This window comes from Acidiphilium sp. AL (genome assembly GCF_025499445.1).
Classification (GTDB): Bacteria; Pseudomonadota; Alphaproteobacteria; order Acetobacterales; family Acetobacteraceae; genus Acidiphilium; species Acidiphilium iwatense.
This window is the reverse complement of sequence record NZ_JAIMBZ010000010.1, coordinates 63613-88716: the sequence shown is the minus strand read 5'-3', so window position 1 is coordinate 88716 and position 25104 is coordinate 63613. Positions and strand designations below refer to the sequence as shown.

The following is a 25104-nucleotide window of genomic DNA, read 5'->3' as shown; positions in this document are numbered from 1 at the left end:
GCGGTCGAAGCGTGGCTCGGTAGTCTGCCGGGTCACGCCTATGCCAATATCCGCCAGCCGATTGTTCATACGCTGAATCTCGCGCATCTGGTGCCGCTCTCCTCGGTCTGGGCGGGACCCGAGCGCAACGACCATCTCGACGGCCCACCGCTCTTCCATGCCGAGACCAGCGGTTCTGCGCCATTCCGGTTCTCCAGCCATGTCGGCGATGTCGGCCATATGCTGATCGTCGGTCCGACCGGCGCCGGTAAATCCGTGTTGCTGGCGCTGATGGCATTGCAGTTCCGGCGCTATGCCCGCGCAAAACTCTACGTCTTCGACAAAGGGTTTTCCGCCCGCGCCGCGGTGCTCGCCATGGGTGGCCAGCATCACGCGCTGGGGTCGGGGGGCTCGCTGGCCTTTCAGCCGCTACGCGGCATCGACGACCCAGTGGAGCGTAGCTGGGCGGCCGAATGGATCGGCGGCCTGCTCGCCCACGAGAAGGTCAATGTCACGCCCGAGATCAAGGAGGCGGTCTGGTCGGCGCTAAGCAGCCTCGCCACGGCACCCCCGGCGGAGCGGACCCTGACCGGCTTGTCGGTCCTGTTGCAGTCGAACGCCCTCAAATCGGCGTTGCTGCCCTACACGCTGGACGGCCCGTTCGGCCGGCTGCTCGACGGCGCGGAAAACCAGATCGCACTGGGCGACGTGCAATGTTTCGAGACCGAGGCACTGCTCCACGAGGCCGGTGTGGTCGCGCCGGTGTTGACCTATCTGTTCCACCGGCTGGAGGAGCGCTTCGACGGCCGGCCGACCCTGCTGATCCTCGACGAGGCATGGGTTTATCTCGACAATCCGCTTTTTGCCGCTCGTATCCGCGAATGGCTCAAGGTGCTGCGCAAGAAGAACGTCGCCGTCGTTTTCGCGACCCAGTCGTTGGCCGATATCGCCGGCAGCACCATCGCACCCGCGATCATCGAATCCTGTCCGCAGCGGATCTTCCTGCCGAACGATCGTGCGATCGAACCGCAATCCCGCGCTGGCTATGACCGGTTTGGTCTCAACGACCGCCAGATCGAGTTGATCGCCCGCGCGACGCCGAAGCGCCATTATTACCTGCAATCGCGCCGCGGCAACCGGCTGTTCGAACTTGCGCTCCGGCCCATCGCGCAGGCTCTGTGCGGGGCGTCTTCGCCGGCCGATCAGCAGCGCATCGATCGCGTCCTCGCCGCGCACGGCACAGAGGGTTTTGCGCAGGCCTTTCTGGCGGAATCCGGGCTCGATTGGGCCGCCGATCTGCTCGCGAGTTATCCAGGGGTCTCCCTGGACATGAGCAGCCCAGATGTAGGTGCCGCCGCGGTATCTCCCGTCGTCCCTTTTCTTAACGGGAGGAGTACCGCGACGCCTTCGGACGTGCGTCAACCTAACACGGTGAACGCCGCGCCATTCCCGGACGCGAATGACGCTGCCGTAGACCGTCAGCAATCAGGCCAGATTGTCCAAGCCGATCGTGCGAACACGCTCGAGCAACCCGATCCCCCCGACAATTCAGGAGACCCATCATGAGTTCTCACGTTATGAACTCTCACGTTTTCCCGTCCGGTCTCCGGCATCGGTTCGGCGGCTTGCCGGCCTCACGCATCCGCGCGGATGCTTTGACCCGCATTTTGCTCCCGGTCATTGCCGTGGTCACAACTTTGGGCGCGCCGATCACCGCCGGGGCACAAATTGCGGTGATCGATAACGCGAACCTTGTCCAGAACGTGGTGCAGGCGGCACGCGAACTCCAGCAGATCAACAACCAGATCCAGTCGCTGCAGAACGAAGCGCTGATGCTGCAGAACGAGGCACGGAACCTCGCCCATCTGAATTTTTCCTCCCTGACCGGAATCACCAACGATCTGCAGCGGATCGGCAGCCTGATGAACCAGGCCCAGGGCATCGGCTTCAACGTCCAATCCGTCGAGGCCGCCTATAGCCAGAATTATCCGCGCCAATACGGCAGTGGCACTCCCGTCCCGCAATTGGTCGCCGGCGCGGAAGCGCGGTGGCAGGACGCGCGCGACGCGTTCCGCCAGACCATGACTGTGCAGTCGCGGATCGCCCAGACCGTGCAATCCGACACCGGCAAGCTCGCCGCCCTGGTCAACGCCTCGCAAAGCGCTGCCGGTACTCTGCAGGCGAGCCAGGCGACCAACCAGCTGCTCGCCCTCTCGATCAAGCAGCAGATGCAGGCCGAGACCCTGATGGCGGCCGAGGATCGCGCCCAGGCGCTGACCGGCGCCAACGACACCGAAGCCAAAGCCGAAGGCCGCGCCGCGTTCAAGAATTTCCTGGGTTCAAGCACCGCCTACAGCCCGTGATGATCAACCGGCGATCACCTGACGATTGATTGACGACCAATGAATCAGCGTTCTCGCCCCGGAGCAAAAATCCGATGACCAATCTCAACATCATCGACCAGTTCATGCAGGTGTTTATTCGTTACATCGATAGTGGCTTCGGATTGCTGAACGGCGACGTGGTTGCCCTCTCCTCGGTGCTGATCGGCATCGACATGACTCTGGCCGGGTTGTTCTGGGCGCTCGACCATGAGGGTGATGTGCTCGCCCGGCTGATCAGGAAGACGCTCTATATTGGCGCCTTCGCCTTCATCATTGGCAATTTTCAAGTTCTCTCCTCCATCGTCTTCAAGTCCTTCTCGACGCTCGGTCTCGATGCCACCAGGACCGGGCTCACCGCGGCCGATTTGCTGATGCCGGGACGGCTTGCGGGCGTCGGCTTTACCGCCGCCTGGCCGTTGTTGCAGCAGGCCGGGTCGCTGATCGGCGTCGTCACGGTCTTTACCCATTTCGTGACGATCGCCGTGCTCCTGCTCGCCTGGTTCGTGGTGATCCTGTCGTTCTTCGTTCTCGCCGTGCAGCTTTTCATCACCGTGCTGGAATTCAAGCTGACCACGCTCGCCGGTTTTGTGCTGGTTCCCTTCGCCCTGTGGAACAAGACCGCGTTCCTTGCCGAGCGCGTGCTCGGCAATGTCGTCTCCGCCGGCATCAAAGTGATGGTGCTGGCGGTTATCGTCGGGATTGGCAGCACCGAGTTCAGCGCCTTCACCAGTGCTGCCCAGGGGCAGGAGCCAAACTTGGCCGGGGCGATGTCGCTGGTGCTGGCGTCGATCACCCTGTTCGGGCTTGGCATTTTTGGCCCCGCCATCGCCACCGGATTGGTCTCCGGCGCGCCGCAGCTCGGCGCGGGGGCGGCGATCGGCACTGCGGGCGCTGTCGCCGGTGCCGCGATGCTGACGGGAGGTGCTGCCCTCGGTGGCGCCCGTTTGCTTGGCACCGCCGGGTCCGGCGGACTTGCCACGATTCGTGCCGGCACCGCGATGGGGTCGGCCGCATCGACCGCCTACGGGGTAGGGCAGGCGAGTTCGGGTGCTGCCGGCATGGCGGGGATTGCCGCCGGTATCGGCGGTATCGCCCGCGCCGGCGGTGGAACGGTTGCGCAGGGCGCCCGGTCGATGACGCAACGCGCCGGCAATTCGCTTTCCGAAAGTGCCCAAGCCGGGAGGCAGGCGGCGTGGCGTGCCACCGGCGGCGGCCCGGCTTCTACCGCTTCGACACCTAACTCGGCGGGGGGTGCAGCAGCCAATAATTCGTGGAGTGGCAATGCTTCCGCACCGCCGGCCTGAGCGGAGGGGCGCCGGCTGCGGGCTGAGCAGCGTGGCCGCCACCATCGTCACGCGACCGCCCAGGCCATCAAGGAGGGTGATCGTCCGGGTGCCGCGGCCAATCCCGACCTGAGCGACGGAGAGGGATGATCGTGATGTTCAGGCGCACGCTGCAACGCTACGGCCGCACGGCCGAGCCGGTCACGCCCTATCAACGTGCCGGGCAACTCTGGGACGAGCGGATCGGGTCCGCCCGCGTCCAGGCGCGGAACTGGCGGCTCATGGCGTTCGGCTGCCTGTCACTCTCGGTCGGGCTCGCCGGCGGACTCCTCTGGCAATCGGCGCAAAGCCGGGTGACGCCCTATGTCGTCGAGGTCGACCGGCGCGGCGCGGTCAAAGCCGTCGGCCCGGCAATCACGCCCTACCGACCAACCGATGCCCAGATCGCGTGGTTCCTCGCCCGGTTCATCACCGATGTCCGGTCGCTCTCGACCGATCCCGTCCTGGTGCGCCGGGACTGGCTCAACGCCTATGAGTTTGCCACCGGCCATGCAGCGCTCTTCCTCGACGATTACGCGCGGCGCAAGGACCCGTTCAAGGCGATCGGCCATCGCAGCGTCGCGGTCGACGTCACCAGCGTCGTCCGCGCCTCGGCGACCTCGTTCCAGGTGAAATGGACCGAGCAGGCCTATCGCCAGGGCAGCCTGGCGGCGACGACACATTGGACCGCCATTCTGACCGTCGTCATCAAGCCGCCGCGCACCGCCGCTGTGCTGCGCCACAACCCGCTCGGCCTCTACGTCAAGACGATCTCCTGGTCGCGCGAGTTCGTGCCCGGAGCCAGCCGATGACCGGAATTGATGATCAGCCCAGGAGCGGCGCGACCTCAAATTCAAGCCCCAGCCCCTGCAAGGAATCCGGAGTCATGCACCCCATTCGCGTAAATCGCACGGTTCGAAGCACTGTTGTCTTGGCCGTCTCGGCGCTGACGCTCGTGGCCTGCGCCGGCAAGCCGCCGCCGCCCGCCATCCATTACGACAGCACCGACTTCAAACCAGCCGCCCTCGCACCCGATCCGCCCAAACCGGTGCGGATCGTCACCGTCGCGGAACCCCTGCCGCTCCCCGGCCAGCTGATGAAGCTACCTGCGGCGCGAGGAGACTCGGGGGCAAAGCCAAATGTCCACGAGGGTTCGCCGGCCGCGCGCGTTTCTGCCGCCAACAACGCCGCACTGCTCGAACCCATCGCCCAGGGTTACGTCAACGCGATCCAGGTCTATCCCTTCGTCAAAGGCGCACTCTACCGGCTCTTTGCGGCGCCAGACCGGGTGACCGATATCGCGCTCCAACCCGGCGAAAAACTGATCTCGGTCGCCGCCGGGGATACCGTGCGCTGGGTCGTCGGCAATACCACCAGCGGGCAGGGGGCCAACAAACAGGTTCATATCCTGGTCAAACCCACGGCGCCTGGCCTGAACACCAACCTGGTGATCATGACCGATCGGCGCAGTTACCATCTGGAACTCCAAAGCACCGATCACACCGCGATGGCGGCGATCTCCTGGACCTATCCGGCGGACGAACTGTTTGCCCTTCGGCAGAAAAATCGGCAGGCCGAAGCCGCAGCACCGATCGCCAGGGGCGTTACCCTCGCAAACCTGAATTTTCGGTACCGGATTTCCGGGGACGATCCACCCTGGCGGCCGGTGCGCGCGTTCGATGACGGACGCAAAGTCTATATCGAGTTTCCCCGGCGGATCGACCAGGGTGAGGCGCCCCCGCTCTTCGTCGTCGGGCCGCACGGCAACGACCAGCTGGTCAATTACCGGATGCACGGCAATTATTACATCGTCGACCAGCTCTTCGCCGCCGCCGAACTGCGGCTCGGCAAGAACCCTCAGCAGATCGTCCGCATCACCCGCACCAGAACCGGCGCCGCGGCTTCGGGCGCTCGGACGGGCTGGTAGGGCACGGTGCCATGAGCCAGCCTGGATCTCATTCCGCGCCACCGAAACTGGATCCCGAATCCCTGGTCCTGACGGCGTCGCCCCGGCGGGTGGTGCGGTTCAAGCGCAACCTGCTGATCGGCCTCACCGCGATCGGCTGCCTTGTAATCGCCGGTATCACCTGGATCGCGCTGAATGGCGCAAAATTTCATCCGAAGCTGGGAAGTGGAGCAGAACTCTACAACGCGGGGCATCAACCGCTGCCTGGCGGATTGGCAGCGTTGCCGAGCAATTACGGGCAGCTGCCGAAGCCAAGACCCATGACCGAGCCGAATGCACCGCCGCGCCTGGGGCCGCCGCTGCCAGGCGATCTCGGACCGCCGATCGTGCTGCGCGAACAATCGCTCGGGCTCAATCCATCCGGTGGTCCGGACAACGAAGATCAGGCGGAACGGGCTGAGCAACTACGTCTTGCGCAGCAGGCGCGGCGTGCCAGCGAGGCCGGCGTGTTCTTCCAACTCACGACCCAGACGGGTGCCGGAGCGAATTCAAGATCGAGGTCGGCCGGCCCACCGGGCTCCACTACTGTAGTCTCTGCCGCCGCTAGAGGCACCGGCATGGGCGGCACAGTCCCGTCCCGGAACTCAGCGAACGGGCAAATTGATCGGGAGAAGAAACGGGGGTTGGTCAGCCCGGCATCATCAGGCAGTATTTATAATGATCATCGGCTGCGCCGGCCGGTCTCGCCCGATGAGGTCATGGCGGGCACCGTGATTGCCGCAAGCCTGATCACCGGCCTGAATTCCGATCTGCCGGGCATGGTGGTCGCCCAGGTGACCGAGAACGTCTACGACACCGTCATCGGCCATATTCTGCTAATCCCGCAGGGCTCGCGCCTGATCGGCACCTACTCCAGTGTCGTGGCCTTCGGCCAGAGCCGGGCATTCGTCGTCTGGCAGCGCATCATCATGCCGAATGGCACCTCGATCCGGATCGACAACCTGCCGGCGACCGACGCCGCTGGCTATACCGGGCTGAAGGATGGAGTCGATTACCATACCTGGACCCTGCTGAAGGGTGTCGCGCTCTCGACGCTGCTCGGTGTCGGCACCCAGGCCACCTTCGGCACTAGCCAGAGCAACCTTGTCCAGGCGATCAGCCAGTCGACCCAGGAGAGCACCAACCAGGCCGGCCAGCGCATTATCGAAAAGGATCTCAACATCCAACCGACCATCACGATCCGCCCCGGCTGGCCGCTGCGCGTGATCGTCGACAAGGATCTTTTGCTCCGGCCCTACCGGGGATGACGAGTCTGAAAGCCAGGAGACCGATCATGACCGAACTGAAACTCGCGAGGCTGCCCGACCGAACACCGGTTAAGATCACCATTACGGTATTGCCCGAACTCAATCAGGCGCTCCGCCAGTACGCCGAAATCTATCGTGCCACCTATGGCGAAGCGGAAGCCGTCGCCGACCTGATCCCGTTCATGCTCGGCGTTTTCCTCGACAGCGACAAGGGTTTTGTGAAAGCGAAAAGGCAGATCCCGTACAACGTCGCTCCGCAGGCCAAACGGCCGATGCGTCCAATCAATCAGCTTCAGGATCAAACCCTCTCGGCGGCGGCCCGCAGCGACGAAACGAGGTGAGGTTCGCAACCCGTCATGGAGGGAAAGAACCGATTATGAGTAATTCTTCTCAACAACCATCTCCGGAACACACGGGCAAAGAGCCGATACCGTTTGCCGATCGCTTGACATGTACGATCGCGGATGCATGCGCTGCCATCGGCTTAGGTCGGACGAAGGTCTATGAATTGATAGCCGACAAGAAGCTTTCGACGATTTCGATCGGCAGGCGACGTCTCGTGCTAGTCGCATCTCTCAAAACGCTAATTGGGAACGAATCGTTTGATGGACGAAGCAAGAAGTAACATTCGCGCGAAGGACATCGGGAATGGGGCCTGCCGCTCTCCCGTCAGTTCAATTTCGACTGCAAAGCAAAGGCGTCATGACGCTCTGGTTAGTGGGGCAGGCGGTCTCACAGAATGGTCGATATCCAGGGCTTCGAAGCTTCCCTATTAGCAGATGTGGTTGCGAGCTATCTGAGAAGAAGGCAGATGTCGCCTAGCGTGACCATCAGCGTCATGGGCTCGGTCGGCGATGCATCGAAGCCGATTGCCTGATAAAAATTCTTAGCCCCTTCGGAAATCGCATGAACGACGATCCCGCGGATGCCAATCGTGTCTGCGGCGTGTGCAACACGAAGGGCGCAATCGCGAAATAACGCACGGCCAAGCCCTTTTCCCTGTAGGGAACGATCAACAGCAAGGCGACCGAGCACCGCGACAGGGATCGGATCGGGCATGTTGCGGCGAAAGCGGCCGATGCTCGCTGCTGCGGTTATGGCGCCAGACGCCAGTGCGTAGTAGCCGACGACCTTGCCATGATCGACCACTACAAAAGTGCGGGATGCGCCGCTCACTTGGTTTGGTCGGGCACGACGCTTGAGCCATTCATCGAGAGAGTCGGTTCCGGAGAAAAAATCGCCAAGTTCATGGTGGTCGGCAAGCGGTTCCGGTCGCGAGAGCGGCACCGTCAGTCCCAGGGTGAGGCCGTTTGCATGGTCCGCCTCAGCCGATCATTTGGTGTCGGTGGTTCGTCGAGTCGCGCCAGGAAGGCTGCGTAGGCTTCTGGATTGACTGCAAAGATGGTGCGATCGAGCAGCGCCTCTTCGGCAGCACGACGGGCTGCTTCCAACACGAAATCGGTTCGCGTTTTCCCCGTGACGGTTGCCGCCCGATCGATCAAGCCTCGCTCTTCAGGCTTGATGCGGAGATTGAGCGTATCGCGATATGTAGTCTGTGACCTGGGCATCGTTCTTTCCTTTGCAGCGTCGCTATAGCAGGCCGTAACGTCGTTGTCATTACGTCCGTCACCGTCGACTTTCGCTACAGTCAGGTCGCCTCATTCCTTGCGGCAAGGAACTTATCCCAACTCGTCATTAACTCCCGCCGGCGTTCCAGATAATCAGTGCGGGCATACGCGGCCTCGACTCGATCCCGGTTCACATGTGCCAGTGCCGCCTCGGCAATTTCGCGTTGGCACGCTACGGCTTCGGCGCACCAGTCCCGGAATGTCGAGCGAAAGCCATGCACGGTGACCCCTGCGTGCATGGCATGAACAGCCTTTGAGAGCGCGACATCCGAGAGCGACGCGTCTTTTCTGCCGCCAGGGAAGACCAAATCACCCAGTGTGCCGCCGAGTGGTTTGACGCCTTCAAGGACTGCGATCGTGGCATCAGATAGCGGCACGCGGTGCGGGCGGGCTGCCTTCATGCGATCGGCCGGAATGGTCCAGACCTTCTCCTCCAGATTGATTTCATCCCACCGAGCGCCGCGGGCTTCCCCACTCCGCGACGCAGTCAGCACCAGGAATTGCAGACACCTGGCCGAAATCGTGTCCTTCCAGAGTAATTTTGCCCAAAAGCCAGGCATCTCCTTCCAGGGCAGTGCCGCATGGTGTTCCACTTTAGCCACCTTGGTCTTTGCCGGAAGCACCTCGGAAAGATAGCCCCGCCACCGGGCTGGATTTTCGCTCGAGCGCCAATCATGAACGGCGGCATAGTCCAGAATGCTCTCCATGCGCCCCCGGATGCGAGACGCGGTTTCAGACTTCTCCGTCCAAATCGGCCTCAAAACACGAAGGATGTGTTCAAGGGTGATCGCGTCGACCTCAACGTCACCCAGCACCGGATAAGCGTAGGATTTGAGTGTCGCCACCCACTGGTCGGCGTGCTTCTCATTGCGCCAGCCGGCCTTATGTTCTTTGATATATTCCTGCGCCACGATCCTGAACGTCCGCGGCATCTTCTTCTCGACAGCTCTGGTTGCGCGCTTATGCTGTAAGGGGTCAACGCCTTGCCGAAGCTGCCTCCGAGCCAGAAATGCCGCCTCTCGGGCGTCGGCAAGAGATACCGTGCTGTAGCTGCCCAGCCCCATCCAAGTCGTCTTTTTGCCGACCTTGTAGCGAAAGAGCCATGATCGACCATTCTTTTCCCCGTTACCCTTTACCTGTAGATACAGCCCGTCGCCATCGGCATGGTAGCCGGGCTTCGCCGCCTTGATCGCCTTGTCCGTGAGTTTTCGCATCCTAATTCTACCTACACTTCTACCTACACCTTAGACGCGGCTGCAGGCGAACGGAAGTGAATTGGGGCGGAGTAGAATTTGAGAATTATCATAGGAATCATGGGGTTTCCGACAATGCGCGAACGGCAATGGAGAGAATACAGGCGGACATCCCCTCCGCCATTTCAGAACAGAACTGCGAACGCCGGGCATAGCCGGCTTTACGCCGGCTGCGGTGGCCAGTGTCTGAAGCAGATTGGTCTTTGAGCCGATGATGCGGACCTCTCGATCTGCCACCTCGACGCGCTGGGCGAGCGCGCGGAGATGGTCGCGGCGGTAGCCGCCGCCGTCGATCCTGATCCGCTCGCGTGCCGTCCTGGCGAACCTCTGGACCATCTGCGGCGAGATGGATTGTTGGCTTGACGTCTCCAGCATCGCGGCGGCACGCGCAGCGTCGGCTCGCGCCTGGTCGCGGATCGTCTTGAGGCTTACGACGCGCTCCTTCAGCGCCGGGTCGTCGAGATCGGCGACGCCGGCCTCGATCGCGTCCATAGAGCCGCTTGAGCCGCAGGTCGGTCTCGGCGGCGCGCTTGTTCAATTCGGCGATATGCTCGCGGCGGCGCTCGGTGCGTTCCTGCAGGCGGTCGAGGATGGACGCCAGAAGCTCCTCGAGCCGTTCCGGCTGGAGCAAGCGATCGGCAAGGTGCTTGGCAACAAGGCTGTCCAGCTTCTCCATTGGAATCGAGCGGCCCTTGCAGCCGGTCTCGCCCTGCCGCGCTTTGATCGAGCAAGTGTAATAGCGATATCGCCCTCCCTTCCCGGTCCTGAGCGTCATGGCGCCGCCGCAGGCGGCGCAGAAGCAGATGCCGGTAAGGAGGTTGGGCCGCTCACGACGCGCGCCGGCGTGACCTTCGGATTGCGGGCGCGCAGATGCGCCTGCACGGCATCGAACGTCGCCTGATCGATCAGCGGCGGCACGGCGACAGTGACGATCTCACTGGCGGGCTTCAGCGCCTTGCTCTTGCCGCGCTTGTTGAACTCGTGGCGGCCGACATAGGTGGTCCGCGTCAGGATGCGGTGAACCTGCCCGATGCCCCAGCGTCCGCCATCGCGCGTGAAGATGCGGCGTTGATTGAGATAAGCCGCGATGTTCTTGACGCCCATCGGGCCGGATGTCCCGTCGCCCTCCAAGGCGAGGCGGTAGATCAGCCGAATCGTGTCCGCGTGTAGCGGGTCGATTTCGAGCTTCTTCTTGATCTTCGCGCCGCGCTGCTTGGCTGCGACGACGCGGTAGCCGATCGGCGGCAGTGAGCCGTTCCAGAAGCCTTGCCGGGCGTTCTCCTTCAAGGCCCGCAGCACGTGCTTCGCGTTTTCCTTGGACTGATACTCGTCGAACAGCGCCATGATCTGCCGCATCATGACGTGCATCGGATCGTCGCCGATCTCCTGGGTGATCGAGATGAGCCGCACCCCGTTCTTCGCCAGCCTGCGGACGTAGAACTCCAGCTCGAAGTGGTCGCGGAAGAAGCGCGAGAAGCTGTGGACGATGACGATATCGAACGGGGCGGGCTTGCTCGTACCCGCTTCGATCATGCGCTGGAACTCGGGGCGTCGGTCATTGGTTGCTGATGCGCCGGGCTCGACATAGGTCTCGATGAGCTGGTAGCCGCGCGATGCGCAATACGCCTCGCCTTGACGCTTCTGATCGGGAATCGAGACATCGTGCTCGGCCTGCCGCGCCGTCGAGACGCGCAGATAGAGGGCAGCGCGTAGCGGCACGGTCATGACGCATGTCTCCTTCTTAACTCATCGGCATGGCCCGAATAGCCCGTCGAACAGGTCGGCAAACCATCGCTCGAACACCTCCACCTCGGCCTCCGTGACGGGCACATGCTCCGGCCAGTCATCGGTGACGGTCCAGGTCGAAAGGTCGTGCTTCGGCGGTCGGCCGGGAAAGGGCCAAGGATAGCCGAGCAACGCTCCAAGCTGCTCGGATACGGTTGGAACAGGTTTACGCGCGGGCCGTGGCATAGCAGCAGTATCGCGCGGGCGCAGTTCAAGCAGAACAGCCCATGATTTCGCCGCGCTGCGCCGGGCTTCACCTCGGTCGCGGCGCTTCTCATCATTCTCCTTTCTGGCCCGTTCTCGGCGACACCGCCAGACCGAGGAACACCATGACAGCCTGGTTGAGCCGGACCACATCCTCGTCGTCCAGCCGCCCGATCCGATCGCCGACTTTGGACTTCGGGACGGTGGTGATCTTGTCCACCATCAGCCGGGAGGCGGAACGCAGCCCGTTGCGCTCATTCGGCTCGACCGGAAGCCGGAACAAGGGCGCTTCGGTTGGGTCCGTCGTGAAGGCGCAGATCGTGATCGAGTCCGTCGCGTCGAAGCTGTCATCCTGCACGATGACGACGGGACGCGGCTTGCCCGCATAATCCTTGCCGCCGGAGACGGTCCAGATGTCCCCCCGCCTCATTCATCGTCCCAATCGGAGACGGCGTCGATGAACGCCTGGTCCTCGGCTGCATGGGCGCTCGCCGCCACGGCTAGCGATTGCCGGTGCGCCTCAGATCGGAAGGAAGACGCGCGCACATCCGGCACCCAAATCTGGATCGGCCGCAGGCCCTGGGCGCGCAGCCGGTCGCGATGCTCCTGCACCTTCATCTTGGTGGGCTTAGCGCCTCTAACCTGCGCCATGACTTGGTTCTCCAATATGGTTACATGTAATCTATCACGCAACGCTCGGCATGGAAAGCGGATTCGATCCGGCAGCTCAGCTATCGCCGACTGAGAAATGTGCAAAAAGTTGTTATTGGGCAATATGTTGACGGCACGGCGCACGTTGCGCTTCAGGGCCGCACATTGTCGGTTCGGCGAAAAACAGAAGTAAAAACAATCAACCGACCGATCCGCAATGTGCGGCCTTTTATCTGGCCCTCGCAGATTCAGACTTGGAACTGACGTGTCGAAACGCGATCTCCCCAAAACTCAGCGACCGCATCTTGATATTGACGCGCTTGCCGATGGGTCGGCCAGACGATCCGAAGATAGCCTTGCTGGTGAATGCGAAGGTTGGTTTGACCGCGCTTGCCAATGATTCCAGGGCGACCGAACTCGTCAGCCAGCCTCCGGACTTGACCGATAAGACGAGCTTTATGAAGATTCCCGAAATCATCAAAATATACGCGAACCGAAAACGCCATGTTGGATCTCTCCGTGAGGAAGTTACTCGTCGCCGTCGTCGGGTTCTGGCAAAGGTTCGAACTCCGCTTCCGCGTCGTCGATTGCGCTGGAATCGCCAGCTCGCAGTCGCTTGATCAGATCGTCACACCGCTTGGTGGCTATCTTGGTCCATGTCGCGGCGCTGTCTTTTTTCAGGAGCAGGAACTCCTCGGCGTCGAGGAAAACCAGCCAACCGTAATCGCGAGCCATCGCCTCGGTCCAATCATCGATCAGTGCATCCCGAAGTCGCTCGCGTACGGCCAGCCGCCGAAGCGAGTTTCTGGCCAATCGGAAGCGCGAGACGTCCTTGCCTCGTTCCGCGCTGTATCGCTGGATGAGGAGCGACACGAGAAGCGCGAGCTGACTGGCGGTAGGCAATACGGGTTGTGGCATAGCGACCTTCATCGGCTGACATCGGCAGAGTCGTTTATGGCACTATATTGGTGTCGCGTCAACCAATTTGGTGTCCAGCACCAGTTTAATAGCGCCACAGCGAAAACGTAGTGATCATCGCTATCGGGCATGACCCGCCAACTTAGCCGCATAAATAATTGATATAAAACAAAAATCCTGGCTATTGCGGTTCTACCCACACTTTATACCTACGCCTAAGAGGCGGCGCAGCAAGATGATGGCTGAAGCGGCGTACAGGAAGGCTTCGGCGGATGATTTCGAGCGTGATGTGGATGGCGTTGGCCGCCCGTTCGCCCGCGTAGGTGTTTGATCCCGGACTTTTATGGTGCGATATTTTCCCGTGGATGGAAGGAGGCCCTATGGTCCAGGTTTTACATGGGCGCGCCACCACGACAGAGGCGGTCCGTCGAGCGATACAGCATAGTCAAGAGAGCCTGAGGGTTCTAGCCAAACGCTACGGGGTCAACCAAAAGACGGCCGCACAATTGGCGAAGGAGGCCGAGCTCTCTCGTTCAGCATTCTTCGAGCGGTTCAGCTGCGCGGTAGGCGTCACGCCGATGGAGTATCTGCTCGCCTGGCGCATGGCCTTGGCTAAGAACATGCTCCGGCAGAACGAAAGCGGCGTCGCCGAAATTGCGGAACGCGTCGGCTACGGCTCCGCAAGCGCGTTCAGCGTCGCATTCACCCGCTATGTCGGACTGCCGCCGGCACGATATGCGCGCGAGCAGACAGAACCGGCGACGCTTGCAGCCTCGACACGCCGCAGCAGCACGGAGCGATGATCATATCTCCTCGCGTCTTGGCGTCGAGCCGATCTGCGATCTGATCTTCTCCGTATCCGCCGGCGTCGCCGGGTTGTAGACCACCATGCTGAGATCCGTCCGTCCGTCGACCGAGAAGGCCGAATATTCAAAGGCGAGTGGTCCCAGCATCGGGTGGCGTATGTGCTTGACGGCTTCGTACTGGCCGCCACGCACATCGTTCTCCGCCCACATCGTCCTGAACTCGGGACTGAGCCGGCAGAGTTCATCAACGAGAGGTCCCACCTCCGCCGCGGCTCCTGCACGCGCGGCGTCTACACGGAACGCGCCCACCACGTGGCGCGCCACGCTCTCCCAGTCGTACTGCACGGCGCGGGCGCGCGGGTCGAGGAAGATGATGCGCAGCACATTTCGCTGATGCGGCGGCAAGGAGCCATAGTCGCCCAGCATGACGGTGGCCGCCCGGTTCCAGGCGACCACGTTCCAGATCGCCGTCCGAATGAGCGCAGGGCTCGGGTCCAACGCGTCGAGGACGCGCTGTAGCCGGGGCGTGACGCCGTCGTTCTCCTGGTAGCGGACCTCGGGCGGGCGTCCGAGGCCGAGCAGGAAGAGGTGCTCGCGCTCGACCTCCGTCAGCATCAGCGCGCGGGCGATCCGGTCGAGCACGTCGGCCGAGGGCGCGCCGCCGCGCCCCTGTTCGAGCCACGTGTACCAGGTCGGGCTGATATTGGCGCGTTGCGCCACTTCCTCGCGGCGCAGGCCGGGCGTGCGGCGGCGCTCCGGGGGAAAGCCGAGAGCGGCCGGGTCGAGCTTGGTGCGGCGGTCCCGCAAATAGATCCCGAACAGGTTCTCGGTAGCCAGATGCGCGCTCATCCTGTTAATCATCATACCATGATAAAGTCACTACTTTACCAGAATAAACCTTGGGCCGAGATTTGTCTGCAGCAAAACCTGGAGACCTGCTCATGCGTGTTTTCGTCACCGGTGCAACCGGATTCATAGGCATTCCCACCGTCAAGGAACTGATCGCCGCCGGACATAAGGTTCTCGGCATGGCCCGTTCGGAGGAAGGGGAAAAATCCCTGGCCGCCATTGGCGCGGATGTTCTTCGCGGTTCGCTTGAAGACCTTGATAGCTTGCGTCAGGGGGCAAGCGCTTCGGATGCCGTCATTCACCTGGCCTTCATCCACGACTGGTCGAAATTTGCAGAGAATTGCGAGATCGACCGCCGCGCCATTAAAGCCTTGGGTTCTGTTCTGGCTGGTTCCGCCAGCCCCCTCATCGTTACAGGGGGGCTCGCGGGATTGGCCGGGCCCGGTCAGATTGCGACCGAAGATGACGTGATACCGCCGGATTTCCCATTCCCCCGTGTTTCGGAACAGACGGCTCTCTCGCTGAAGGGCGTCCGCGCTTCGGTCATGCGCCTTCCCCAGGTCCACGACCCGATCAAACAGGGTCTCATCACCCCTGCGATCGAGGTGTACCGCGAAAAGGGCGTGTGCGCCTATGTCGGCGACGGACTCAATCGCTGGCCGGCGGCGCATATTTCGGATGTCGCCCGGCTTTACCGGCTGGCGCTGGAGAAGAATGAAGCGGGTGCCAGATATCATGCGGTCGCCGAAGAGGGTGTGCCGATGCGCGATATTGCCGAAGCCATTGGTGGGCGCCTGAACCTGCCGGTCAAATCCATCGCCCCGGAAGAGGCCCAGGCCTTTTTTGGCTGGCTCGGCATGTTTGCGGCATACGATATGCTCGCGTCCAGCGCGCAGACGCGGAAGACGCTCGGATGGGAACCAACTGGACCTGGGTTGATCGCCGATCTCGAACAACTGCGCGTATCCGATAGCTGACGTTCGCAAGGACAATCCGAGGCACAGGAGATCAGACCGAAGGTCGTGGTCTCGGGCGAGCCAAGGCATAAACGGCCACGATCGCTGCGGCGAGGCCTGAAGCCGCGCCGACGCCGAGGACCCAGCGTGGCCCGCAATGATTGGCCACCCAGCCGACGATCGGCGCGCCCCCGAGTGCGATGCCGACGCGCAGCGCCATCACCTGCCCGCGCGTGGCCGGCTCGGTCGAGAGCTGCATCAGGCTGTTCGTCGTGTTGGTGAAGGTAAGTGCCGCGGCGCCGATCAGCAGCAACGGGAACTTGGGCTTCTCACGCCGGGCGCCCAGAAGCGCGCCCGCCACCGTGCCGATCGCCATGATCGGCACGGTGAACGGCGACCTCACGCGGCTCGGTCTGCCGAAACCCGATCACCTCGCCCTCGCCCGCCGTCCGATCATGAACACGCAGATCCTGCACCATCTCGCGCATGGCGACATCGCCGCCACGAACCCGACCAATTCCCCGTATCATTCGGGCAACGAACTCGGCATCGACTTTGCCGCCGGCTGGAATTTCTCGCCGAAATTCGAACTGGGCATCACCGGCTACGTCTACGACCAGACCACCAGGGACAAGCTTACCGCCCCGCTGGCCGAAGGTTGGAGAATTCGACCAGATTGGCGCACGCCATGGCCATGCACTGCCTGGAGCAAGGCCGTCGGCATCCTCGCCATCCGCCGCCTCAACGTTCCGATTGCCGTGCCAAGTCGCGCGGCGCCTGCGATTGCCGCAGCGCCCGTTCGAGAACGGCAAACAGGCGCTCGTCGGTCGATTGAGCCACGTTGAAGCGCAGGAAGCCCCTGGCGGTCTGCGAGAGGCTGAACGCATTGCCGGGGGCGAGCACCGCGCCGTCGGCCAAGGCCCGCCGCGCGATGTCGGCGGCGTCGATCCCGCCGGGCAGCCTGCACCAGAGAAACATGCCGGCCTGGGGCTCGATCCATGGCACGATCCCGAGCGCTTTCAGCCGGGCGGATGTCTCGATCATGGCACGGGAAAGGCGCAGGCGCAGCGCCTCCATATGCTTGCGGTAGCTGCCGTCCCTGAGCAGCATCAGCACCAGTTCCGCCGAGAGCCGGCCGCCGCCGAAAGCGGTCGCGAGCTTGAGATCGGTCAGCCCCTCGATCCAGCCGCGCGACGCGGCGATGAAGCCGCAGCGCACCGAGGCCGACAGAGTCTTGGAGAAGCTGCCGATATGAATGACCCGGTCGAGACCGTCGAAGGCGGCCAGCCTCGGCGCCGGCGTGTGCTCGAAATCGGCGAAAATGTCGTCCTCGACGATGATCAGCCCAGACTGATCCGCGAGCTTGAGCAGCCGGTGTGCCACGACGGGCGACAGGGTCGCGCCGGTCGGATTGTGGATCGCCGAATTGGTGATGTAGAGGCGCGGCCGATGTTCGGCGAGCGCCTGCGCGAACATGTCGATGTCCGGCCCCGACGGCGTGTAGGGAACGCCGGCGACCTTCGCCCTCTGAGCCCGCAGAAGGGCATGAAAATTGAAATAGCAGGGATCGTCGACCAGCACGGCGTCGCCGGGTTCGAGCAGGAACCGGCACAGCAGATCGATCGCCTGCGTGCCCGATTCGGTCAGCATGATCTGGTCCGGCGGCACCTCGATACCGCGCTCGCCCAGGCGCCGCGCCAGAAGCTGGCGCAGCGGAGCAAGCCCGAGCGGCGAACCGTAATCGGTCAGAGTCGCGTCCTTCGCCCGCGCCAGGGTTCTGAACGCCCGGCGCAACGCCGCTTCCGGCATCCACGAGGCGGGCAGCCAGCCGCAGCCGGGCTTCATGATATCCTCGCCCGCCTCCAGCGCCTGGCGGGACACCCAGAGCGGATCGACCTCCCGGTCGAGCCTGGGGCCGATTTCCGCCAGCGATAGCGGCGCGAGCGGACTCGAGACATAAAAGCCGGAACCGGGGCGCGAGCGGATCGCGCCTTCGGCGGCCAGCCGCTCATAGGCTTCGACGACGGTGGACGTGGAGACAAGCATCGTCTTGGCGAGGGCCCGGATGGACGGCAGCTTCGCCCCCGGCGTCAGGCTGCGCGCGGCGATCCGCTGGCGGATCGCCGCCATGACTCGCCCGACCAGGGTTCCCCCCGCTCTTTCGATGAGCTGATGATCGTCCATCCGTACTGCTTCACGTGTCATAACAGTTTCGCGAAACCATACCGGATCGTCTCTGGCAAAGCCATGCGCCGGGTTCGATAACCGGCAAAACGACGGAGCAGGCGGTGGACAAGACGACGGCCGGATGGATCAACGGATTCCTGGGGATGCTGGTGTTCAGCGGGTCGCTGCCGGCGACGCGGGCGGCGGTGGTGGATTTCGATCCGGTGTTTCTGACCGTCGCGCGCGCGACCATCGCCGGCCTGCTGGCCTGCGTCCTCCTGCTCGCCTTTCGCGAGCAGCGTCCGAGGCGCGGCGATCTGATCTCCCTCGCCGTCGTCGCGCTGGGCGTGGTCGTCGGCTTCCCGCTGTTGACCGCGCTGGCGCTCCGGCTGGTCACCGCGGCCCATGCCATCGTCTTCGTCGGGCTGCTGCCGCTGGCAACCGCGATCTTCGGCGTGCTGCGCGGCGGCGAGCGTCCTCGCCCGGCTTTCTGGCTGTTCTCCTGCCTCGGCAGCGCGCTGGTCGCGGGATTTGCGCTGTCGCAAGGCCTCTCCGCCGCGTCTGTCGGAGATGTTCTGATGCTGGTGGCGATCGTCGTGTGCGGTCTCGGCTATGCCGAAGGGGCGAAGCTTGCGCGCCGGCTCGGTGGCTGGCAGGTGATCTCGTGGGCGCTTGTGCTGTCGCTTCCGGTCATGCTGCCGCTGACCTTGGCGACCATGCCGTCGTCCCTCGCGAGCATTCGCGGGTCGGCGTGGGGCGGCCTCGCCTATGTGTCGCTGTTCAGCATGCTGATCGGCTTCGTGTTCTGGTATCGCGGGCTGGCGTTGGGCGGCATCGCCGCGGTTGGCCAGTTGCAGTTGCTTCAGCCGTTTTTCGGCCTCGTCCTTGCCGCGATTCTGCTGCACGAGCGGGTGAGTCCGGCGATGATCGCGGTGACCGCCGCCGTCGTGCTCAGCGTCCTGGGCGCGAGGAAATTCGCGGCATAGCAAACGCGGCGATGTCGCGATGAACACCAGTGCCATCACGGCGCTGACCCGCGCCGCCGCCGGCTAGCGTGCTTATTTTCCCAGGCTCCTGTTGATCGCGCCGAACTGAACCGGCCATGTCGGCTCTTGCCGTCGGCCGTCGTACTCGCTTGAATGATCGCGTGCGGTCGTCGCGGAAACCTGCCACACTAGCGTCGCTTGACGAGGGAGAAGAAACGATGGGCAACGCCGAATCCCACGCAATCCAGCACGGACCGCGCGCGGTCGCGCTGATCGGCCCCTACGGCAGCGGCAAGACCACCCTGTTCGAAGCGCTGATGACGGCCTCCGGCACGCCGCTCCGGCGCGCCGGGGAGGCGAAATCGCACATCCCGAGCACCGAAACCCGGCTCACCCATTGCAGCTTCCTCGGCGATCCCTGGGCGATGCTCGACTGCCCCGGTTCGGTCGAGTTTGCCTATGAGACCGCTTCGGCGCTCGCCGTCGCCGATCTCGCGGTCGTGGTCGCCGAGCCCGACCCGTCGCGCGCGTTGGCGCTGCGCTCGATCTTCCGCATGGTCGAGGCGGCCGAGGTGCCGTTCATCGTTTTCGTCAACAAGATCGACACGCTGAAAGTGCCGCTGAAGGATCTGCTCGCAGCACTTCAGGCGGAGGCGGACCGGCCGCTGGTACTGCGCCAGATGCCGATCGGCGAGGGCGGGGCGATCACCGGCTATGTCGATCTGGTTTCCGAGCGCGCCTATCGCTACCGGCCCGATACCGCGTCCGAACTGATCCGCATGCCCGACGATATCGCGGGAACCGGGCAGGCGGCGCATGAGGCGCTGATCGACACGCTCGCCGACCGGGACGACGCGCTGCTTGAAAAGGTGATCGAGGGTGCGATTCCGACTCCGGCGGAGCTCTACGAACACCTGCAGAAGGATGTGGCGGAGCGGAGCCTTGCCGGGGTGATGCTCGGCGCGGCGGACCATGCCAACGGGGTGATGCGGCTCTGGAAGGCGCTTCGCCACGATACGCCCGATCCCGCCGCGACCGCTTTGCGGCGGGGCATCGCGCCGGACGGCCCGCCGCTCGCCCAGGTGTTCAAGACCACCTATGCCGGCCAGGCGGGCAAGCTCGCCTATGCGCGGGTCTGGCGCGGCAAGCTGCGGGACGGCGCGAGTTTCGACGGCGTGCGGATCGGCGGCATTCTCCGCAATCCGGGAAACGACACGCAGAAAATCACCGAGGCGAAAACCGGCGATCTGGTCGGCCTTGGCCGGCTCGACGGGGTCGCGACCGGGGCCGCGCTCGGCGAATCGCCCGAATCGCTGCGGTTTCCCGCCCCGCCGCCTGCGGTCCATGCCATCGCCATCGCCGCCGCCGACCGCAAGGACGATGTCAAACTCTCGGGCGCGCTGCAGAAACTTCTCGAAGAAGACCCTTCGTTCAGCCTGATCCGCGACCCCGAGACCGGCGAGATGCTGCTCACCGGCCAGGGCGAGATCCATCTCAACCGGGCGATCGACCGGCTCGCCAAGGTCTGGGGCCTTGCGGTCGGCACCGCGCGGCCGCGGGTGCGGTTCAAGGAAACCATCCGCAAGCCGGTGCACCAGCACGCGCGGCTCAAGCGCCAGACCGGCGGGCACGGCCAGTTCGCCGACGTGAAGCTCGATATCGCGCCCCGCGCGCGTGGCGAGGGCTTCCTGTTCATCGACCGGATCGTCGGCGGCGCGGTGCCAAGGCAATACATCCCGGCGGTGGGCGATGCCGCCGAGCAGGCGACCCGCAAGGGTCCGTTCGGCTACCCGGTCGTCGATATCGGCGTCACCCTGGTCGATGGCGGGTTTCATTCGGTCGACAGTTCGGACATGGCGTTCCGTTCGGCGACCCGCGCCGGCATGGCGGAAGCGCTCGCCAAGGCCGATCCGGTGCTGCTCGAGCCGATCCATCGCGTCACGGTGAGCGCGCCCAACATGTTTACCGCGAACGTGCAGCGCCTGCTCACCGGGCGGCGCGGACAGATCCTCGGCTACAGCGAAAAACCCGGCTGGTCCGGCTGGGACGATACCGAGGCGCTGGTGCCGGAGGCCGAACTGCACGGAATGATCATCGAACTCCGCTCGCAGACCGCTGGGTTAGGCGGCTTCGTCCATCAATTCGACCATCTGGCCGAAGCCCCCGCCCGGCTCGCCGAAAAGATCGCCCGCGACGCTGCCGCGCAGTAAAGTTATTCGCCCGTCGTCGTCTGGCGCGGCGGGAGCAGCTTGTCGATCAGCGCGCGAAAGACGCGCCTTTCCTCCGGCGACAGCACCGAGAGCGCGTCCCGCTCGTAAGCCAGCGCCAGCGGCTCGATCTGCTCGAAAACCTGCCGGCCTTTCCGGGTCAGCCGCAATTCGACCAGCCGGCGATCGGCGCCGTTCACTTTCTTCTCGACCAGGCCGATGCTTTCCAGCCGCGCCGTCGCCCGGCTCACTTTCGATTTATCCATGGCGGCCCGCTCGTGGATTTCGCGGACCGAGACGTTCCGGTGCTGCGAGAGATGGGCGATCACCCGCCATTCGGGAATCGAAATGCCGAAGCGCGCGGCGTAAACCTCGGCGAGTTCGTCGCTGAACCGGCTGGCCAGCCGGTTCACCAGATAGGGCAGGAAATGGTCGAGATCGAGCATGGCGCTCCTGGCGGTTGACAATCGTTTCATTTGATTTGATACAATATAGTCAGGAGCGGGACATATCCATAGGAAACACCGTGATGACGTTGCGCTACATGCCGGGTTTTGGCAACGATTTCGAGACCGAGGCGCTCGAAGGCGCCCTCCCGCAAGGGCAGAACTCGCCGCAGCGTTGCCCCTATGGCCTCTATGCCGAGCAGTTGTCCGGCTCGCCGTTCACTGCACCCAGGGGTGCCAACGAGCGCTCCTGGCTCTATCGGATTCGCCCCTCGGTCAAGCATGTCGGCCGCTTCCGGCCGGTCGACCTGCCATTCTGGAAAACCGCGCCGCATATCGTCCGGCACGGCCTGCCGCTCGGCCAGATCCGCTGGGGCCCGGTGCCGATCCCGGACGAGAAACTGACCTTCCTGACCGGGATCAGAACGATCACCACCGCCGGCGACGTTTACAGTCACGCCGGCATGGCCGCGCATGTCTATCTCGTCACCGAAGCGATGATGGACGAGTATTTCTACAATGCGGACGGCGAATTGCTGATCGTGCCGCAAACCGGCGCGCTGCTCATCTTCACCGAATTCGGCAAAATCTCGGTCGGCCCCGGCGATATCGCGGTCATTCCGCGCGGGGTGAAATTCACCGTCGCGCCGATCGGCGGGCCGTCGCGAGGTTATGTCTGCGAGAATTACGGCGCCAAGCTGACCCTGCCCGAGCGCGGCCCGATCGGCGCGAACTGCCTGGCCAACCCACGCGATTTCAAAACCCCCGTCGCCGCCTTCGAGGACAAGGAAACGCCCTGCCGCGTCACGGTCAAATGGTGCGGCGACTTCCACGTCACCGACATCGATCATTCGCCGCTCGATGTCGTCGCCTGGCACGGCAATTACGCGCCTTATAAATACGATCTCAGAACATTTTCGCCGGTCGGCGCGCTCCTGTTCGACCACCCCGATCCGTCGATCTTCACGGTCATGACCTCACCCTCCGGCGAGGCCGGAACCGCCAACATCGATTTCGTGATTTTCCCGGAACGCTGGCAGGTGGCGGAGCATTCCTTCCGCCCACCCTGGTATCACATGAACATCATGTCCGAATTCATGGGGCTGATCTACGGGCGCTACGACGCGAAGGAAGAAGGGTTCACTCCCGGCGGCATGAGCCTGCACAACTGCATGCTGCCACACGGACCGGATGCCGGCGCTTTCGAAAAAGCGAGCACGGCGGAGCTGAAACCGGTCAAGCTGACCGATACCCTGGCCTTCATGTTCGAGACCCGGTTCGCCCATCAATTGACCGAATTCGCCGCCCAACTGCCGTCCTTGCAACATGACTATGTGGAGTGCTGGCGCGACATCGCGAAAAAATTCGACGGCTCGCCGGAGCCGAAATAACAGCGCGGACCGGAAAACCATGATGAAAAGCTGGATCGAAACCGCCAATCTAATCGAGTGTCATTTCAGCCTCGCCAACCTGCCCTATGGCGTGTTCGGCCGCGACGGCGAGGCGCCGCGTTGCGGCGTGGCGATCGGCGATGTCGTGGCCGACCTTGCGGCGCTGGAACGTCTGGGACTGATCGAGGCCGGGGACGCTCCGGTCTTCGACAAGCCGGCGCTCAATGATTTCATGGCACTGGGAAAACCGCGCTGGGCCGCCGTGCGGGCGCGGCTCAGGGCACTTTTCGCGCGCGACGGCGATCCGGCATTGCGCGACGATCCGGCGCTCCGGGCCCGTGTTCTGGCGCCGCTGGAGGCGGTGCGCCTGCACCTGCCGTTCAAGGTCGCCGGCTTCACCGATTTCTACGCCAACCGGCATCACGCCCAGAATGTCGGCACGATGTTTCGCGGCCCCGAGAATGCCCTGCCGCCGAACTGGCTCAGCATCCCGATCGGCTATAACGGCCGCGCCTCCACCGTCGTCGTCAGCGACACTAACATCACGCGCCCGCTCGGCCAGATCAGGCCGGCCGGCCAGGGTCTGCCGGGATTCGGCCCCTGCCGCCGGCTCGATCTCGAACTCGAACTCGGCGCCGTGGTCGGCACGCCGTCGGTCATGGGCAGGCCGCTCACCGTCGCCGAAGCGGATGCCATGATTTTCGGCTATGTCCTGCTGAACGACTGGTCGGCGCGCGACATCCAAGCTTGGGAATACCAGCCGCTCGGCCCGTTCCAGGCGAAAGCCTTCGCCACCTCGATTTCGCCCTGGGTCGTCACCGCGGCGGCGCTGGCGCCGTTCCGGGTTGCCACGCCACCGCGCGAGCGGCCGTTGCTGCCCTATCTGACCGAACCGGGCCCGATGCTCTACGATATCGACCTCGAAATCCGGCTGCGGCCCCCGCGCGCGCGCCGGCCGACCACGATCAGCCGGACCAATTACCGCGAGATGTATTTTTCCGCGGCCCAGCAATTGGCGCACCACGCGAGCAGCGGCTGCAAAATGGAAACCGGCGATCTGCTCGGCTCCGGCACCATCTCCGGTCCGGCGAAAGACAGCCGTGGCTCGTTGCTGGAACTCGCCTGGGGCGACGCCGAACCGCTGACCCTCGATACCGGCGAGATGCGGACATTTCTCGAGGACGGCGACACGCTAACGCTCACCGGCTGGGCACAGGGCGAGGGCTATCGCGTCGGCTTCGGCGACTGCACCGGCAGAATTCTCCCCGCACCGGCCGAGCCGGACTGGACAGCGGCGGAGGCGCACCTTGGCTGACCCCTCGCTCTATGGATATTTCCGGTCTTCGGCGGCGTATCGGGTGCGCATCGCGCTCAATCTGAAAAACGTGCCCGCCGAGACCGTCAGCGTGCATCTGCGCAAGGGCGAGCAGCGCGGCGGCGCGCATCTGGCGCTCAATCCGGCCGGGCTGGTGCCGGTCTGGCGGGAGGACGACGGTTTCACCCTCGGCCAGTCCCTCGCCATCATCGAGTATCTCGACGAATTACACCCGGAGCCGCCCTTGCTGCCGGCGGACCCAAGGCTGCGCGCATGGACGCGCGAAATCGCGCTCACCATAGCCTGCGACATCCATCCGCTCGGCAATCTGCGTGTGCTCGAACGCCTGACCTCCGAATTCGGCGCCGATGCCGGGGCGCGCAAGCTCTGGTACCGCCACTGGATGGCGCTCGGCTTCACCGCGATCGAGGCAAGGCTCGCCCAGACCGCCGGACGCCATGCGGTCGGCGATGCGCCGACATTGGCCGATATCTGTCTCGTCCCGCAGCTCTATAACGCAAGACGCTTCGGTCTCGACCTGACACTATATCCGCGCCTTGTCGCGGTGGATGAAGCCGCCCGCGCGCTGCCGGCTTTCGCCGCCGCCGCACCCGAACGCCAACCCGATAGCGAGTAGGAAACCCC

Annotated in this window: 29 protein-coding genes and 3 pseudogenes; 17 read left to right on the top strand and 15 right to left on the bottom strand. The window is 63.8% G+C overall.

Going from position 1 to position 25104, the window contains the following annotated elements:
- The 8 genes and pseudogenes from AiwAL_RS08835 to AiwAL_RS20380 form a co-directional block, all read left to right on the top strand.
- A pseudogene (locus AiwAL_RS08835) lies at positions 1-1545 on the top strand (hypothetical protein); the annotation flags it as partial.
- Positions 1542-2342, top strand: a complete 801-nt coding sequence (gene trbJ / locus AiwAL_RS08830) for a P-type conjugative transfer protein TrbJ (protein ID WP_262312539.1) — start codon at positions 1542-1544, stop codon at positions 2340-2342. The pseudogene AiwAL_RS08835 and the gene trbJ, both read left to right, overlap by 4 nt.
- A gap of 74 nt (positions 2343-2416) precedes the next feature.
- Positions 2417-3667, top strand: coding sequence for a P-type conjugative transfer protein TrbL (gene trbL / locus AiwAL_RS08825; protein WP_316044775.1), 1251 nt, complete (start codon positions 2417-2419; stop codon positions 3665-3667).
- A 134-nt stretch (positions 3668-3801) separates the two neighbouring features.
- Positions 3802-4497, top strand: coding sequence for a conjugal transfer protein TrbF (gene trbF / locus AiwAL_RS08820; protein ID WP_262312540.1), 696 nt, complete (start codon positions 3802-3804; stop codon positions 4495-4497).
- Positions 4498-4571: 74 nt separating this feature from the next.
- The gene (gene trbG / locus AiwAL_RS08815; RefSeq protein ID WP_262312538.1) at positions 4572-5612 is read left to right on the top strand and encodes a P-type conjugative transfer protein TrbG; all 1041 of its coding nucleotides are present in this window, start codon (positions 4572-4574) and stop codon (positions 5610-5612) included.
- An 11-nt stretch (positions 5613-5623) separates the two neighbouring features.
- Positions 5624-6898 (top strand): TrbI/VirB10 family protein, encoded by a 1275-nt coding sequence (locus AiwAL_RS08810; protein WP_262312537.1) that lies wholly within the window; start codon positions 5624-5626, stop codon positions 6896-6898.
- 26 nt (positions 6899-6924) lie between these two features.
- Positions 6925-7239 (top strand): DUF2274 domain-containing protein, encoded by a 315-nt coding sequence (locus AiwAL_RS08805; protein WP_262312536.1) that lies wholly within the window; start codon positions 6925-6927, stop codon positions 7237-7239.
- 35 nt (positions 7240-7274) lie between these two features.
- Positions 7275-7523, top strand: coding sequence for a helix-turn-helix domain-containing protein (locus AiwAL_RS20380; protein WP_408851440.1), 249 nt, complete (start codon positions 7275-7277; stop codon positions 7521-7523).
- Positions 7524-7690: 167 nt separating this feature from the next.
- Here AiwAL_RS20380 and AiwAL_RS08800 read toward each other — a convergent pair whose 3' ends face one another.
- The 11 genes and pseudogenes from AiwAL_RS08800 to AiwAL_RS08750 all read right to left on the bottom strand — a co-directional run bounded on the left by AiwAL_RS08800 (position 7691) and on the right by AiwAL_RS08750 (position 13349).
- Complete coding sequence (locus AiwAL_RS08800; RefSeq protein ID WP_262312535.1) at positions 7691-8185, bottom strand: GNAT family N-acetyltransferase; 495 nt, start codon at positions 8183-8185, stop codon at positions 7691-7693.
- Positions 8186-8187: 2 nt separating this feature from the next.
- Entirely contained in the window at positions 8188-8466 is a 279-nt protein-coding gene (locus AiwAL_RS08795; protein WP_262312534.1) for a DUF1778 domain-containing protein, read from the bottom strand.
- Positions 8467-8546: 80 nt separating this feature from the next.
- Positions 8547-9740, bottom strand: a complete 1194-nt coding sequence (locus AiwAL_RS08790) for a phage integrase central domain-containing protein (RefSeq protein WP_262312533.1) — start codon at positions 9738-9740, stop codon at positions 8547-8549.
- A gap of 30 nt (positions 9741-9770) precedes the next feature.
- Positions 9771-10271: a hypothetical protein gene (locus AiwAL_RS08785; RefSeq protein ID WP_262312541.1), complete on the bottom strand. Its 501-nt coding sequence runs from the start codon at positions 10269-10271 to the stop codon at positions 9771-9773.
- Positions 10272-10479: 208 nt separating this feature from the next.
- Positions 10480-10554 (bottom strand): annotated as a pseudogene (locus AiwAL_RS08780) (hypothetical protein); the annotation flags it as partial.
- The gene (locus tag AiwAL_RS08775; protein WP_262312532.1) at positions 10551-11504 is read right to left on the bottom strand and encodes a recombinase family protein; all 954 of its coding nucleotides are present in this window, start codon (positions 11502-11504) and stop codon (positions 10551-10553) included. The gene AiwAL_RS08775 and the pseudogene AiwAL_RS08780, both read right to left, overlap by 4 nt.
- A gap of 21 nt (positions 11505-11525) precedes the next feature.
- Positions 11526-11696, bottom strand: a complete 171-nt coding sequence (locus AiwAL_RS08770) for a hypothetical protein (RefSeq protein ID WP_235702374.1) — start codon at positions 11694-11696, stop codon at positions 11526-11528.
- A gap of 145 nt (positions 11697-11841) precedes the next feature.
- Entirely contained in the window at positions 11842-12198 is a 357-nt protein-coding gene (locus tag AiwAL_RS08765) for a type II toxin-antitoxin system PemK/MazF family toxin (RefSeq protein WP_262312531.1), read from the bottom strand.
- A complete protein-coding gene (locus AiwAL_RS08760; RefSeq protein WP_262312530.1) occupies positions 12195-12419 on the bottom strand; it encodes an antitoxin MazE family protein in 225 nt (74 codons plus the stop codon). Before AiwAL_RS08760 ends, AiwAL_RS08765 begins: the two co-directional genes overlap by 4 nt.
- Before the next feature lie 248 nt (positions 12420-12667).
- Positions 12668-12925: a hypothetical protein gene (locus AiwAL_RS08755; RefSeq protein WP_235702377.1), complete on the bottom strand. Its 258-nt coding sequence runs from the start codon at positions 12923-12925 to the stop codon at positions 12668-12670.
- A 22-nt stretch (positions 12926-12947) separates the two neighbouring features.
- The gene (locus AiwAL_RS08750) at positions 12948-13349 is read right to left on the bottom strand and encodes a hypothetical protein (protein ID WP_235702378.1); all 402 of its coding nucleotides are present in this window, start codon (positions 13347-13349) and stop codon (positions 12948-12950) included.
- A gap of 368 nt (positions 13350-13717) precedes the next feature.
- Between AiwAL_RS08750 and AiwAL_RS08745 the strand changes: the two are divergent.
- Together AiwAL_RS08745 and AiwAL_RS08740 are read left to right on the top strand one after the other, a co-directional pair.
- Positions 13718-13852: pseudogene (locus AiwAL_RS08745) on the top strand (IS481 family transposase); the annotation flags it as partial.
- Positions 13844-14140: a helix-turn-helix transcriptional regulator gene (locus tag AiwAL_RS08740; protein WP_235702583.1), complete on the top strand. Its 297-nt coding sequence runs from the start codon at positions 13844-13846 to the stop codon at positions 14138-14140. The pseudogene AiwAL_RS08745 and the gene AiwAL_RS08740, both read left to right, overlap by 9 nt.
- On the opposite strand, the gene AiwAL_RS08735 is transcribed toward AiwAL_RS08740, so the two are convergent.
- Complete coding sequence (locus AiwAL_RS08735) at positions 14141-14992, bottom strand: helix-turn-helix transcriptional regulator (protein ID WP_235702379.1); 852 nt, start codon at positions 14990-14992, stop codon at positions 14141-14143. It lies immediately after the preceding gene.
- Positions 14993-15084: 92 nt separating this feature from the next.
- On the opposite strand from AiwAL_RS08735, the gene AiwAL_RS08730 reads away from it, so the two are divergent.
- On the top strand, positions 15085-15969 hold the full coding sequence (locus AiwAL_RS08730) for an SDR family oxidoreductase (protein WP_235702380.1): 885 nt from the start codon (positions 15085-15087) through the stop codon (positions 15967-15969).
- Positions 15970-16000: 31 nt separating this feature from the next.
- Here AiwAL_RS08730 and AiwAL_RS08725 read toward each other — a convergent pair whose 3' ends face one another.
- The gene (locus AiwAL_RS08725) at positions 16001-16351 is read right to left on the bottom strand and encodes a hypothetical protein (RefSeq protein WP_235702381.1); all 351 of its coding nucleotides are present in this window, start codon (positions 16349-16351) and stop codon (positions 16001-16003) included.
- Between AiwAL_RS08725 and AiwAL_RS08720 the strand changes: the two genes are divergently transcribed.
- A complete protein-coding gene (locus AiwAL_RS08720; RefSeq protein WP_235702382.1) occupies positions 16323-16793 on the top strand; it encodes a transporter in 471 nt (156 codons plus the stop codon). The two genes, AiwAL_RS08725 and AiwAL_RS08720, sit on opposite strands and share 29 nt — an antisense overlap.
- Here the strand turns inward: AiwAL_RS08720 and AiwAL_RS08715 are convergent.
- A complete protein-coding gene (locus AiwAL_RS08715; protein WP_262312529.1) occupies positions 16690-18153 on the bottom strand; it encodes a PLP-dependent aminotransferase family protein in 1464 nt (487 codons plus the stop codon). The two genes, AiwAL_RS08720 and AiwAL_RS08715, sit on opposite strands and share 104 nt — an antisense overlap.
- Positions 18154-18236: 83 nt before the next feature.
- On the opposite strand from AiwAL_RS08715, the gene AiwAL_RS08710 reads away from it, so the two are divergent.
- Positions 18237-19100, top strand: a complete 864-nt coding sequence (locus AiwAL_RS08710) for a DMT family transporter (RefSeq protein WP_262312528.1) — start codon at positions 18237-18239, stop codon at positions 19098-19100.
- Positions 19101-19318: 218 nt separating this feature from the next.
- Positions 19319-21310, top strand: a complete 1992-nt coding sequence (locus AiwAL_RS08705) for an elongation factor G (protein WP_235702385.1) — start codon at positions 19319-19321, stop codon at positions 21308-21310.
- Between the two features lie 2 nt (positions 21311-21312).
- On the opposite strand, the gene AiwAL_RS08700 is transcribed toward AiwAL_RS08705, so the two are convergent.
- Positions 21313-21753, bottom strand: a complete 441-nt coding sequence (locus AiwAL_RS08700; RefSeq protein ID WP_262312527.1) for a MarR family winged helix-turn-helix transcriptional regulator — start codon at positions 21751-21753, stop codon at positions 21313-21315.
- 83 nt (positions 21754-21836) lie between these two features.
- Here AiwAL_RS08700 and hmgA point away from each other — a divergent pair, with 83 nt between their 5' ends.
- From hmgA to maiA, 3 genes are read left to right on the top strand one after another with little or no spacing between them, the layout of a single operon-like run.
- Positions 21837-23144: a homogentisate 1,2-dioxygenase gene (hmgA, locus tag AiwAL_RS08695; RefSeq protein ID WP_262312526.1), complete on the top strand. Its 1308-nt coding sequence runs from the start codon at positions 21837-21839 to the stop codon at positions 23142-23144.
- A gap of 19 nt (positions 23145-23163) precedes the next feature.
- The gene (gene fahA / locus AiwAL_RS08690; protein WP_262312525.1) at positions 23164-24459 is read left to right on the top strand and encodes a fumarylacetoacetase; all 1296 of its coding nucleotides are present in this window, start codon (positions 23164-23166) and stop codon (positions 24457-24459) included.
- Positions 24452-25096, top strand: coding sequence for a maleylacetoacetate isomerase (gene maiA, locus AiwAL_RS08685; RefSeq protein ID WP_235702389.1), 645 nt, complete (start codon positions 24452-24454; stop codon positions 25094-25096). The genes fahA and maiA overlap by 8 nt, the downstream gene beginning before the upstream one ends.
- The last annotated feature ends 8 nt before the right edge of the window (positions 25097-25104 follow it).